This is a genomic window from Streptomyces sp. BE20 (assembly GCF_036322525.1).
GTDB lineage: Bacteria > Actinomycetota > Actinomycetes > Streptomycetales > Streptomycetaceae > Kitasatospora.
The window spans coordinates 42,674-54,030 of record NZ_JAQYWW010000416.1 but is presented as its reverse complement, the minus strand read 5'-3'; the positions used below and the strand labels follow the sequence as shown (position 1 = coordinate 54,030).

The window sequence follows — 11,357 nt, the reverse complement described above, 5'->3', positions numbered from 1 at the left end:
CGTGTCCTCCCCGCGCCCGCGGGGGTCAGCCGATCGCGGAGCGGCAGGCGCCGGCGTGGTTGCTGTCCTCCCCGCGCCCGCGGGGGTCAGCCGATCCTGACCAGGTTGTGGCCGGAGAGAATGACGTCCTCCCCGCGCCCGCGGGGGTCAGCCGGCCGCACTGAACGCGTCGTCGGGCGGGGGGCGGTCCTCCCCGCGCCCGCGGGGGTCAGCCGACGAGATGAGACAGATCGTCTCCCCGGACGGCGTCCTCCCCGCGCCCGCGGGGGTCAGCCGGTGCTCGTCACGCCGTGGTTGGGGCAGGGAGAGTCCTCCCCGCGCCCGCGGGGGTCAGCCGTTGTGCCGGGACTACGGATGCGACCACCCGCAGTCCTCCCCGCGCCCGCGGGGGTCAGCCGGTCAGCCCGGAGTAGATCTGCGCGGCGTCGGGGTCCTCCCCGCGCCCGCGGGGGTCAGCCGCTCGGCGGCGTCGGCCGCGCGGCCGTCTCGCAGTCCTCCCCGCGCCCGCGGGGGTCAGCCGGTCACCTTGGCCGAACACATGCCTGGGCTCGCGGTCCTCCCCGCGCCCGCGGGGGTCAGCCGGACAGCATCACCGACGCGGTGATCGTGGAGGAGTCCTCCCCGCGCCCGCGGGGGTCAGCCGAAGCCACCCAGGCGTAGCCATCCGTGACCACCGTCCTCCCCGCGCCCGCGGGGGTCAGCCGCCGTACTCCGGGGCAAGCGTGCCGGTAAGTGGGTCCTCCCCGCGCCCGCGGGGGTCAGCCGGCCGGCGGCGGGACCGGCCGCTGCCCGGGGACGTCCTCCCCGCGCCCGCGGGGGTCAGCCGTTGGTGAGCACGTAGAAGGTGTGGGTTCCCGAGTCCTCCCCGCGCCCGCGGGGGTCAGCCGGCGCGGACGCCGGGGGTGGTGAACAGGGTCGGGTCCTCCCCGCGCCCGCGGGGGTCAGCCGAATGTCGACGCCAGCAACCGCAGTCTTGGGCGGTCCTCCCCGCGCCCGCGGGGGTCAGCCGAGGCCGTACAGACCCAGGCACACGCGCGTGGCGTCCTCCCCGCGCCCGCGGGGGTCAGCCGAGGCGGGAGTGTGCTGTCAGCGGGTGTCGAGCGTCCTCCCCGCGCCCGCGGGGGTCAGCCGATGATCCAGCAGTCCAGCAGGTATTTGGCGTTGGTCCTCCCCGCGCCCGCGGGGGTCAGCCGGCAGAGGCCACCGACCAGCCGACGACTTTCGCGTCCTCCCCGCGCCCGCGGGGGTCAGCCGGGATGGGGCGAGGCGTGGCCCGTCCTCCGCGAGTCCTCCCCGCGGAGGCGGGGGTCAGCCGGCGGCGTGAGTGCGGCAGAAGGACGTGCGCACGTCCTCCCCGTCGGCCGCAGGAGTCAGCCGCCACAGGACCAGGGCCACCGCGTGGTGTGCGGGTCCTCCCTGCACCCGCAGGGCTGCTGCCTCGACGGCACCAGCCGGATCCGGGATCCTTCCAGGAGCACGGTCGCGTCGGGTCACTCGCGGAACCTCACTCTCTTGGGGAATGATGAGTCCTGGCCCGCTGCAGTCCACGTACAAGTCCTTCGAACAAACCGGGCCGCTAGTAGAAGGAAGAACAGCAATGCCAACCACTAGCCCCGGCCAGGGACATCTTCCGGACGATCTCAGTAGTGATCATCTGGACCTCTTGGCGCTATGCGCGCTGCGTTCGGAGAACACCTCGGTCGACTGGAACCTGATCGCGCGGACCTGCCAGAGCCCGGTCGGTGTCCAGGCACTTCTCGCAGGTGACATCCCCGAGGACTCCGTCGTCGCTCGTAAGAGCCTGCTCGTCCTGCGGGCCGCGCTGCCCGACCTCCACGACGCCCGAGGGCGCGTCGAGCTCGAGCTGAAGGCCGCCGCAGCCGCAGACGCCCGCCTCGTCACGGTCCTGGACGCCGCGTATCCCGCGAACCTGCGCCTGGTGCCCAACCTCCCGCCGTTCCTGTTCCACCGAGGACGGCTTTCCACCGACGATGCCCGCTCTGTCGCGGTCGTCGGGACCCGGGGCCCCACCGAGGACGGGCTGCGCCGCGCCGCCCGCATGGCACGGGAACTGGTCCAACACGATGTCGCCGTCTACTCAGGCCTGGCGAAGGGCATCGACACGGCCGCCCACACCGCTACCCTCGACGCCGGCGGCCGCACCGTCGCCGTCATGGGAACCGGCATCGCGGCAAAGGTCTACCCGGCCGAGAACCGGCCCCTGGCCGAGAACATCGTCCAGAGCGGCGGGGCGCTCCTGTCCCAGTTCTGGCCGACCTCGTCCCCCACGACCTGGACCTTCCCGAGGCGCAATGTGGTGACCTCCGGCTCCACCATGGGCAGCATCGTCATCGAGGCGTCCAGCACCTCCGGGGCGAAGATGCAGGCCCGCATTGCCGCCGAACACGGCAAGCAGGTCTTCCTCATCAAGTCACTCGCGACCAGGGAGGCATGGGCCGCCAAGATGATCGCCGACGGACGGGCGGTCGAGGTGACGGAACTGGACGACATCCTGCGGCGGCTCGCCACCGCGCAGCGGGCACAGCGCGCAGGTCAGCAGAGGCTCCAGCTCGCGCTGGCCGGCCTGTGACACATACCTCCGACCTGCCTGAACCGCTTGGCTTCCCCGCATGCCGCGAGTGCGCCTACCGCCTCGTCGGCACGGCGGAAGTGTGCGCGGCGTGCGCGACCAGGACGATCCGGCCGATCGCGGACGCGCACTGCCTCATATGCAGCCAGTCGCTGCGCGAACCGGGCGCGGTCTGTGGCAACCCGATCTGCACCTGGTCGCCCGAGGCACGAGCGTTCTCCCGTGTGAACGCGGTCGCCCTCCACACCGACCACCTCCGAACGAGCCTCGCCGCCCTCAAGTACAACGGCAGGACCGGCTGGGCCCTCATCTTCGGGAGGCTCATCGTCGGCTGGTTAGGCAACCACGCCGACGAGGTCGCTGACATCGACGTCATCATGGCCAACCCCAGCGCCCCCGACCGACAGCCTGTCCAGCATGTCGAAACCATCCTGAAAGCCGCCCGTACCGAGGACACGCTCGCCCGCTGGCCCTTCAACGACCCGGACGACCCCGGCCACCCCGTCCTGGTGAAGGCCCACCCGACGGCCAAGTCCGCCGGCCACAACTGGCAGGCGAAGATGACCGCGGCTCAGGAACACGCCGACGCCATCGAACTGCGGGGCGACGTCAAAGGGAAGCGGATCCTGCTCATCGACGACGTCCTCACCACCGGTTCCCAGTTTCACACCGTCGCCCGGTATCTCAGGAACAACTGCGGTGCCGAGGAAGTCCGCGGCCTCGTCCTCGCCCGGGTCCCCTACCGGACCTGACCCAGAAAGAGGTAGTCCTCCCCGAGCGGATCCACGCCGCACGGCCGAATTCCAGCCTCTCGAAACCCGGCCGACCACCAAACCGACCCACCGCGTCGGCCCATGTCTGCCACGATGAACGCTGCTCCTTGACACCTCAACAGGCCAGCTCGAATGTGCTCCTCGAAGACTGGTCAAGAAATGGCAAAACCCCGAGAATGCCGCAGGTCGCGAAGGGGTCCTCCCCGCAAGCGCGGGGGTCAGCCGGGACTGTCCGTGGCCAAGAAGCGGAGCACAACGTCCTCCCCGCAAGCGCGGGGGTCAGCCGACGGTGATTACGGGCCAGGTCGGTACGGTGCCGTCCTCCCCGCAAGCGCGGGGGTCAGCCGCCCACGCATATCCCGCTGTGGGCCTACTCGAAGTCCTCCCCGCAAGCGCGGGGGTCAGCCGCTCTCGAACAGGTCTTGGGCGAGGACGTGACTGTCCTCCCCGCAAGCGCGGGGGTCAGCCGCAGCGCGGAACGTCCTCCTGGTCGTTGAGCGAGTCCTCCCCGCAAGCGCGGGGGTCAGCCGTAGCCTGCGGCCGCCGTCAGCGCGCCGCCGGCGTCCTCCCCGCAAGCGCGGGGGTCAGCCGGCGCGGGCCACCGACATTTCCGCAGGTCAGAAGTCCTCCCCGCAAGCGCGGGGGTCAGCCGCCCCGAACCGCGACCGTCACCCTCTACCTCGTGTCCTCCCCGCAAGCGCGGGGGTCAGCCGCCCCGGCCGGTCCGGCACGGGGCGGGGTGGTCGTCCTCCCCGCAAGCGCGGGGTCAGCCGGTGAGGCCCCCGACGGCGGCCGTGATGGTGGCGTCCTCCCCGCAAGCGCGGGGGTCAGCCGGTCGACGGGGTAGGCGGCGCTGCTTGAGTAGTGTCCTCCCCGCAAGCGCGGGGGTCAGCCGTCCTGGTTGGTGGCGGCGGTCGCCCTGAGACGGTCCTCCCCGCGCAGGCGGGGGTCAGCCGTCCCACTGCGTCGTCCCGCACTCACGGAACCGGTCCTCCCCGCGCAGGCGGGGGTCAGCCCGTCAGCAGACTCTCCTCGCCGTCCTCCAACCCGTCCTCCCCGCGCAGGCGGGGGTCAGCCGGTGGTCGGGTCCGGAGCGGCCGAAGGTACCGGGTCCTCCCCGCGCAGGCGGGGGTCAGCCGTTGTAGCGGGTGCCGGCCGCGTTGTACAGCTCGTCCTCCCCGCGCAGGCGGGGGTCAGCCGCTCGCCACGTCGGACAAGAGCCGCAATGGTGGGTCCTCCCCGCGCAGGCGGGGGTCAGCCGGTAGCGGCCAGTGCTGTTCCGCAGCACCTTGCGTCCTCCCCGCGCAGGCGGGGGTCAGCCGGGACGGTTCACCGGCTGGCGCGCCGCCCCGCCGTCCTCCCCGCGCAGGCGGGGGTCAGCCGTTCACCGTGAACCAGGAGATGGACCTCGACCAGTCCTCCCCGCGAGCGCGGGGGTCAGCCGCGGCATCGGGGCCCGACCGTGTTCCCTGGGGCGTCGGGCGTCCGGGGCGGCTCAGAATTCGTCCGGGTCAAGGTCGGCCGGGTCAAGCCACCGCACGATCGGGGTGCTGCCGCCCTGGATGGTCAGGGTCTTCCCGATGGGCGTGCCGTCGGCCCGGACGGTGGTGCGCACCGACTGGGTGACGATGACGTCGCCGGTGTAGCCGAGGGCGTCCAGCTCTGCCTGCGTGGCGAAGCGGGAGGTGATCTCGGTGTTCTCCCGGACCGCGTCACCGGGCCGGGGCTGCCGGCCCTCGGCGGCGGCGCGGATCCGGGCGAAGGCCTCGCCAGCCGGGGTCCACTGCTGCTCGCCGATGGGGGCGGCGAGGGCGGCCATGGCTTCGGGGTTGTTGTGCGGGGTGAGGCGGTCGCGGTAGGTGGCGATTACCTCGGTGACGGCGTCGAGGGCGGCGGCGAGGTCCTGCTCGAACCGCTCGCGGTCGCCGGGCAGGCCGTACCTGCTGAGCCCGGTCCGGAGATCGTTCAGGGCGGCCGGCCGGGATGGGGTCGGGGCCTGGCGGTCGGGCTGGGTGGTCACCTGAGCCTCTTCCTGGGTGGCGGCCGCCGTGGCGGCGGGCTGCGGGTTCGACGGTAGCGGTCGGCGGGCTGCGAGGGGGTGGCCTGGGCGGTGGGGCGGTTTCGTGGGCGAGTTCGGCCTCGGCGTCGGCGAGCGGGCCAACGCGGTGAGGGCGGTGGTGCGGTAGGTGTCGAGGGCGTCCCGGGCGGTCTGCAGGTCGGATCCGAGGACGGCGGCCGGCTCCGACGGGGCGGGCGGCGGAGAGAAGTCGGTGCCGCGTAGCAGCTCGCGTTCGCCGGGCCCGAGCTCACCTGTGCCGGCGCTGCTGACGCAGTTCCTGCCACATGCGGGCAGTTGGGCTGTCTCTTGGTATGCGGCCTTCTCGCCATGCCTGTTCGAAGGCCTCCTCGACGGGGTCGCCGATGGGGTCGTCGACCGGCTCATGGCTGGAAGGGCTGTGGTACTCGCTTGGCGCGTACTCCAGGCCGTATCCGTAGTCGTTCTCGGGGCGCCATCCGATTTCGAGGGTGGTGAGTCTCTCTGGAGGCCAGCAGTCGTCGCAGACGATCAGGTCGGGGTTGTGGTTCCGGCCTTTCGCTGTCCCTGTCGAGCCGCACTCGTCGCACCGCTGCTTCCTGTGCATGCCTGGTCCTCCTGCTGTCGACGAGAGGGTGGTGGTTCTACCAGTCCGTCGTGAACCGGTGGGGTGCGGGGCCGGTTCGGTTCTTGGCCACGTGGACATCGACCCGTCGGTCGTCCGCGCGGCGGAGAAGGAGCACGGCGTCGGCGTCGTACTCAAGGGAGGCGGCCAGGCCGAGGTGGTCGACGGTCAGCGCCTCGGTCCTGCTGACGGGGTGCGTGACGTGGGCCATGACGACGACCGCCAGGTCGTGGCGGGTGGCGAGGAGCTTCAGCTGGCGGCCGATCTCGTCGGCCTCCTGAACGGCCGGGTCGCGCTTGTCCTCCGCGGGATCGTCCCAAGGGTCGTAGGAGTCCGGCTCGTATGCCGGCGGGTCCGGACGCAGGAGCGCGAAGTGGTCGACGACGACGACGTCCGGGCGCTGCCGAAGAGCGATGCGGGTGGTGACGATCTCGCGGATCCGCTCGGGCGTCATCACCGTCGGACGTTCGATGCGCAGGTTCGGGACGGCGTTGCGGGCGGGCAGTTCAGGGGCGAAAAGCAGGGTGCTGTGTCCGCTGCCGGCGGTGTGCAGCGCGAGCGCGATGCCTGCTGCCGCTTCCCGGTGCCCGCGGTGGGCGCCGATGCCCACCATCCGGCCGGGCCCGAGTTGTAGAACAGGGTCGAGGTGCGGCCACGGGGAGTGGAACCGGCGTTCGTCGAGTAGTTCGAAGGGGCTCCCAGCGAATCCTCGCTGCGTTGGTAGCCCTGCCACTGCCTCGTCGGTGCCCTGACGCTCGCTCACTGCTGTCTCCCAGCCCCTCACCCGCCCGATGACGGCACGTTATCCGAATCGTCATGTCCCGCGTTTGGGAACGGCTCGAGCTGCGTGCCACTCTGGTTCGATGAGCGAGAATCAGCGGTCCCAGAGCTACTCCGTCCCCACGGGGCGGCCGTTCCTGCTGAACGAGCTCAGGTCGAAGCTTGCGTCCATCGGCGACGCCGTAAGGGGCCTGTGGGTGGACGCGTACCCGGCGGAGTACGAGGTCGTCACCGACGACCTGTACGTTGCGTTCCGGGTCGCCAGCAACCTCGCCCCGCCCCGCAGCCGCACCGGCTGTCCTGTCCACCCCGACGGTGCCGTCGACCCCGAAGCACCGCAGGGCTGGACCCGCTGCCTGCTGTGCAACAGCGCCCGCCGCCGCGGCACACACCCGGCCAACGTTCCTCCGCCCGCACGCACCACCGGCCTCGGCTACCCTGTCCCCGACGGCCCCTACGACCTCACCCGCCTCCGCGAACAGATGAACACCGTCAACGACCTGTCCTACTCGCTGTCGCTGCGCTCCGCCGACACGGAGTTCGCCGAGGTCGCCGACGCCCTCCACGAGGCCTTCTGCATCGCCCGGGAGCTGTCCCGCCCGCGGAACACCTCGGGCTGCGAGATCCACCCCGGTGCGCCGACCGACCCCACCGCCGACAACGCCTGCGTGTTCTGCGCGGGCGCTGCACGCCGCCGGGCCGCCGAGCGGGACGGGATTCCTGTCATCGTGCCGCGGCCAGCCAGCCCGGTCCGGCGCGGACGCGGGCGGCCCGGGGCCCGCCGCCCGGTCTGAGGGACGCTGCCGGGGCCGGGGGGTCGCGTTTGAGTCCCCGCTCGGTGGGCCGGGCTGCAGCAAGCGGGCCGGGCTGCAGCGGTCCGGCGCCCGGCCGATTCGCGCGGGCGGCGGCCAGGCCCCGCTCAGGCCTCGCGGTCACTGGGCAGACCGTGCCTGCGGAGGCGGTGCGCAGTTCGTCGTTCTCAGCCGAGGTCGGCGGGAAGGTGGTCGTCGTCGGGACGGCGGGCGGCGGGAATGTGGAGACAGCGACTTGCAACCTCGCGGCCGTCGACCTCCAGCGAGAAGAAGCCGTTGACGTCGCATTGGCCGCACGCCGCGATCCGATCCCGTCGACGGGGTCCTTCCACCGCCTCCAGGACCCGACGGGCCGCACCAAGGGCTGCCGGCACGGCCATCCAGCGCGGCGGTTCGTACTCCGGGACGGGCTGGCGGCGCTCACGGGCGTCGTCCAGCTTCTTGCGGACCATGGTCACCGTCGCCGACGAGGCCTCTGCCGGCCCCATCCGTGCGTTGCGCTCCTTCCACCCCGCGGCCGAGTCCGCGGCGCGCCAGACGATCGCGATCATCTGCCCTGCGGTGTATCCGCCGGTGATCCCGTCGACGATCGTGTCGAAGAGCTCCACCTCGCGAGCTTCCGGTGCTGGCGGATAGCCGTACTTCTTCGTCAGCAGGGAGTTCAGGTAGTCGATGACGTGGGTGGCCTCGAGGGTGGTGACGAGTCGGGCAAGGGCGGCGATCTCAGTCGCCGACTGCTGTTGAGTGCCACTCAAGGTGAGCATCGGCTTGCCGCTCGGGATGAGCATGTGGGGTGACGAGAATGCCCGGTCGGTGGGATTCCGGCCGGGCGTTTGGTGTTCACGGTGTCACTGGGATGTTCATGGTGCCGTGCGCGGGGGTGGTTATTCGGCGGTGACTTCGGCGACGGCGGCTCTGGCGCTGGACTCGTCGACGATGGACTTCCCGTCGGCGTAGGCGGAGAGCAAGGCTTGAACGGCGAGGTTGTTGACCGCGCGGGGATAGCCGCGCGAGGTGTCGTGGATCAGGGTGATCGCGTCGTCGGAGAAGAGGGTGTCGGAGCGTCCGGCCAGGGCGAGGTGGTGGGCGAGGTAGGAGGGTGTCTCCTCGCTGGTCATCGGGGGCATGTTGTAGCGGATCGCGATGCGCTGGTCGAGGGCGGCGAGCATCCCGAGTTTGATCTTCCGGCGGAGGGTGGGCTGCCCGATGAGGAGGCAGGCCAGCGGGCTGGTGGAGTCCATGTCGTGGTTGGTCAGCATCCGCACCGCCTCCAGTTGCTCGTGGTCGAGGAGGTGGGCCTCGTCGATGATCAGGACGGGGACGCGGCCCCGTTCGGCGTGTTCGGTGGCCAGGGCGTCTGCGGCCTGCGGGATGAGCGTGGACTTGTGCGGGCGGGGAACGCCGCCGAGCGAGGTAACGATGGCGTGGTGGATACCGGCGACGCCGATGGCGGGGTTGGGCAGGTAGATGACGGTGTGTCTGGGGTGGTCCAGGCCGGCGAGGGCGGCGTGGATGGCGACGGTCTTCCCGGCGCCGACCTCGCCGGTGATCACTCCGAGGGCGCGTTCGCCGATGCACCAGGTGATGCGGGCGGCGGCCTGGGCGTGGGAGGAGTGGCGGTGCAGCATGCCCGGGGCCAGGTCCCGGCGGAACGGCATCTTGGTGAAACCGTAGAAGCCCTGGATCTTGTCTATCAACGTCCGTCCCTCTCCAGGTGGTTGATGAAGTCGTCCAGTTCCGCGGCCGCGGCCTGGGCCCGGTGGTGGAAGGTCACGGCCAGACGGAGCGCGCGGCTCTGCAGGGCTTTGGCCAGGTCCTGCTCGGTCTCGAGTTCGTCGATGCGGTCCTGGACCGGGTCGGCGTTGGTCACCGGTCCTCGCCGGGCCGGTCGGGCAGCAGGGCGGTGTAGTTGATCTCGCGGCCGAGTTCGGCGGTGCGGGCGGTGTCGATGAGGCGGAGGTAGTCGATGCCGGTCGTGGGTGCGGGCTCGGTTTCGGGGGTTTCGGGGCGAGCCTTGGGGTGCGCGTGCCGCGCGATGGTGTGCGGGATGGCCAGGCCGAAGGGCCGGCTCTGGAAGCGGACCTCGATCTCGGTCAGGTCGAACGGGTCGAAGACCAGCTCGACCCTGCGGCTCACCAGCGCCGCGTCGACGTTGTAGGTGTTGCCCAGCAGGGAGACGGTCGCGGTCTTGGTCACGGTGCGGTGCTCAGCCCAGCGGAACGCCTCCCGCAGCTGGGCGGGGGTGGGCTGGGGGAACGGAGCGCCGGCCGCGACCAGCGGGACCACGGCGACGGCGAGAGCGACCAGCACAAGGCGTTGAAGGAGCGGTTCGCGCGGGCGGCCGAACTCGGCGGCTTCCATGCCGAGCTGGAGGTGCGTGCCCCGGACGGCCGGCGCCGCACCGACGTCCTGGTCACCGGCGCGGACGGCAGGCAGATCGGCTTCGAGCCCCAGCTCTCCTACTCGACCGCCCCGGCGGTCCGCCGGCGCGACCTCGCCTCCCGCGACCAGGGCGTCACCCCGGTCTGGCATGTCCTCGACCCCAAAGCGCCGCTGATCGACTACGTGCACTGGAGCCGCACCGACAACCTGCCGCCCGAGGCGATCCTGAACGACCGCGACATGCTCGTGCGCGGAGGCGTTCGCGGCCTCGAGCTCGACAAGTGCGACCTCACCAACCCGTACCCGTGCCCGGTCCGCCGCCACGGACGCTGCGGCAACTGGCACCCGCGATGGGAACCGCGCGCCCGTCAGCTGGACGACCTGGTCCGCGACATCGCCGCCGGCGACTACGTTCCCCTCACCATCAAACAGAGCCAGCGCACCCTGCGGTTCTGGATATCGAACACCGACTTCGACCTCTTCACCGACAACGGCGGCCAGGAGGACCGGCCCGATCCCGCACCGAAGAAGAAGCGGATCCGGATTCCAGAACAACGGGACGCCGAATGCTCCAGGATCCGCGAGGAATCCGACGTCCGCTCCGCACCACAGCCACCCCGCGACTCGGGCGAGACCATCCGCTCGGCCGTCACCATCACCCGGACCACACCCCCGCCCCGCCCGGCCGCCGCGCGCCCGCCCAGCGAGTGCCCGACCATCGACATCACCTGGGACCAGGGTCAGGCCGCCGCTGCCCAGGCGGGCTGCAACCCCTGGGAACTGGGACCGTGCGCGGGCTGCGGAACACCCATCAACCGCTACGGACCCCGTCCCGCCCACGCCTGCGCCCCGTGCCGAGCCCGCTACGGTAGTCGCTGAACCCGAGCGCGATTCCTCGAGCGGCCCAGCGCCCGGCGAAGGGCCGGCCCGGGGACCGGAGGGCAGACGGTCGACGCCGGGCTATGCGCCTTCCGGCAGGGCCAGCGGGGTGGGCGTGGCACTGGGAGCACCGTTCGGTGCGGGCGTGATGGTCTCGCCGGTGTGGGCGTCGCGGATCGTCCAGATGTCCGGGTTGAGGCGGATCTCCTTGTGATTGCGGGCGTTGAAGAGCTTCAGGACGGGCGGAGGGCCGCCGTGCGCGTCGAGGACGACACCTCGGTAGGCGACACGGCGGTCTCGGTAGTCGCCGAGTTCCCAGGGGGTCTGCTCGTCGTCGTCGAGGGTGATCTCGCGACCGATCAGATCCTGCAGATGCAGTTCCACGTGGTCCGTCCTCCCGGGTTTCAGAGCGCTCCACCGGATCCGGCTCGCCGCGCCCGGACTCAATGTAGCGAGCCGATGACGCTCGGGTACACCGCAT

Annotated in this window: 12 protein-coding genes and 3 CRISPR repeat arrays; of the genes, 4 read left to right on the top strand and 8 right to left on the bottom strand. The window is 71.6% G+C overall.

All coding sequences use genetic code 11. The features are described from left to right. Nucleotides 1-3: 3 nt before the first annotated feature. Nucleotides 4-1,315: direct repeats of the CRISPR family, unit length 29 nt; unit sequence GTCCTCCCCGCGCCCGCGGGGGTCAGCCG. Between the two features lie 282 nt (nt 1,316-1,597). Continuing rightward, nucleotides 1,598-2,590, top strand: coding sequence for a DNA-processing protein DprA (locus tag PUR61_RS03340; protein WP_329875424.1), 993 nt, complete (start codon nt 1,598-1,600; stop codon nt 2,588-2,590). A gap of 224 nt (nt 2,591-2,814) precedes the next feature. Then, nucleotides 2,815-3,342, top strand: coding sequence for a ComF family protein (locus tag PUR61_RS03335; RefSeq protein WP_329875422.1), 528 nt, complete (start codon nt 2,815-2,817; stop codon nt 3,340-3,342). A gap of 217 nt (nt 3,343-3,559) precedes the next feature. Beyond that, nucleotides 3,560-4,076: direct repeats of the CRISPR family, unit length 29 nt; unit sequence GTCCTCCCCGCAAGCGCGGGGGTCAGCCG. A 91-nt stretch (nt 4,077-4,167) separates the two neighbouring features. Beyond that, a CRISPR array of direct repeats spans nt 4,168-4,807; the repeat unit is 29 nt; unit sequence GTCCTCCCCGCAAGCGCGGGGGTCAGCCG. Between the two features lie 51 nt (nt 4,808-4,858). Here the strand turns inward: PUR61_RS03335 and PUR61_RS03330 are convergent. From PUR61_RS03330 to PUR61_RS03320, 3 genes are all read right to left on the bottom strand, one after another. Further along, complete coding sequence (locus PUR61_RS03330; RefSeq protein ID WP_329875420.1) at nt 4,859-5,383, bottom strand: hypothetical protein; 525 nt, start codon at nt 5,381-5,383, stop codon at nt 4,859-4,861. A 286-nt stretch (nt 5,384-5,669) separates the two neighbouring features. Further along, on the bottom strand, nt 5,670-6,005 hold the full coding sequence (locus tag PUR61_RS03325; RefSeq protein WP_329875418.1) for a hypothetical protein: 336 nt from the start codon (nt 6,003-6,005) through the stop codon (nt 5,670-5,672). A gap of 37 nt (nt 6,006-6,042) precedes the next feature. Then, nucleotides 6,043-6,636: a DnaB-like helicase C-terminal domain-containing protein gene (locus PUR61_RS03320; RefSeq protein ID WP_329875416.1), complete on the bottom strand. Its 594-nt coding sequence runs from the start codon at nt 6,634-6,636 to the stop codon at nt 6,043-6,045. A 250-nt stretch (nt 6,637-6,886) separates the two neighbouring features. Here PUR61_RS03320 and PUR61_RS03315 point away from each other — a divergent pair, with 250 nt between their 5' ends. Further along, a complete protein-coding gene (locus PUR61_RS03315; RefSeq protein WP_329875414.1) occupies nt 6,887-7,597 on the top strand; it encodes a hypothetical protein in 711 nt (236 codons plus the stop codon). A gap of 185 nt (nt 7,598-7,782) precedes the next feature. Here the strand turns inward: PUR61_RS03315 and PUR61_RS03310 are convergent, their stop codons facing one another. The 4 genes from PUR61_RS03310 to PUR61_RS03295 all read right to left on the bottom strand — a co-directional run bounded on the left by PUR61_RS03310 (nt 7,783) and on the right by PUR61_RS03295 (nt 9,811). After that, the gene (locus PUR61_RS03310) at nt 7,783-8,403 is read right to left on the bottom strand and encodes a hypothetical protein (RefSeq protein ID WP_329875412.1); all 621 of its coding nucleotides are present in this window, start codon (nt 8,401-8,403) and stop codon (nt 7,783-7,785) included. Nucleotides 8,404-8,499: 96 nt separating this feature from the next. After that, on the bottom strand, nt 8,500-9,312 hold the full coding sequence (locus PUR61_RS03305; RefSeq protein WP_329875409.1) for an ExeA family protein: 813 nt from the start codon (nt 9,310-9,312) through the stop codon (nt 8,500-8,502). After that, complete coding sequence (locus PUR61_RS03300; RefSeq protein WP_329875407.1) at nt 9,309-9,485, bottom strand: hypothetical protein; 177 nt, start codon at nt 9,483-9,485, stop codon at nt 9,309-9,311. Before PUR61_RS03300 ends, PUR61_RS03305 begins: the two co-directional genes overlap by 4 nt. Continuing rightward, nucleotides 9,482-9,811: a Mu transposase C-terminal domain-containing protein gene (locus PUR61_RS03295; RefSeq protein ID WP_329875405.1), complete on the bottom strand. Its 330-nt coding sequence runs from the start codon at nt 9,809-9,811 to the stop codon at nt 9,482-9,484. The genes PUR61_RS03300 and PUR61_RS03295 overlap by 4 nt, the downstream gene beginning before the upstream one ends. A gap of 6 nt (nt 9,812-9,817) precedes the next feature. Here PUR61_RS03295 and PUR61_RS03290 point away from each other — a divergent pair, with 6 nt between their 5' ends. After that, a complete protein-coding gene (locus PUR61_RS03290; RefSeq protein WP_329875403.1) occupies nt 9,818-10,876 on the top strand; it encodes a competence protein CoiA family protein in 1,059 nt (352 codons plus the stop codon). 81 nt (nt 10,877-10,957) lie between these two features. Here PUR61_RS03290 and PUR61_RS03285 read toward each other — a convergent pair whose 3' ends face one another. After that, on the bottom strand, nt 10,958-11,260 hold the full coding sequence (locus PUR61_RS03285) for a hypothetical protein (protein WP_329875401.1): 303 nt from the start codon (nt 11,258-11,260) through the stop codon (nt 10,958-10,960). Nucleotides 11,261-11,357 lie beyond the last annotated feature (97 nt).

Coding starts and splice junctions, on each gene's coding strand:
- PUR61_RS03340 (WP_329875424.1), top strand. CDS start 1,598: ATGCCAACCACTAGCCCCGGCCAGGGACATCTTCCGGACGATCTCAGT.
- PUR61_RS03315 (WP_329875414.1), top strand. CDS start 6,887: ATGAGCGAGAATCAGCGGTCCCAGAGCTACTCCGTCCCCACGGGGCGG.
- PUR61_RS03325 (WP_329875418.1), bottom strand. CDS start 6,005: ATGCACAGGAAGCAGCGGTGCGACGAGTGCGGCTCGACAGGGACAGCG.
- PUR61_RS03320 (WP_329875416.1), bottom strand. CDS start 6,636: ATGGTGGGCATCGGCGCCCACCGCGGGCACCGGGAAGCGGCAGCAGGC.
- PUR61_RS03310 (WP_329875412.1), bottom strand. CDS start 8,403: ATGCTCATCCCGAGCGGCAAGCCGATGCTCACCTTGAGTGGCACTCAA.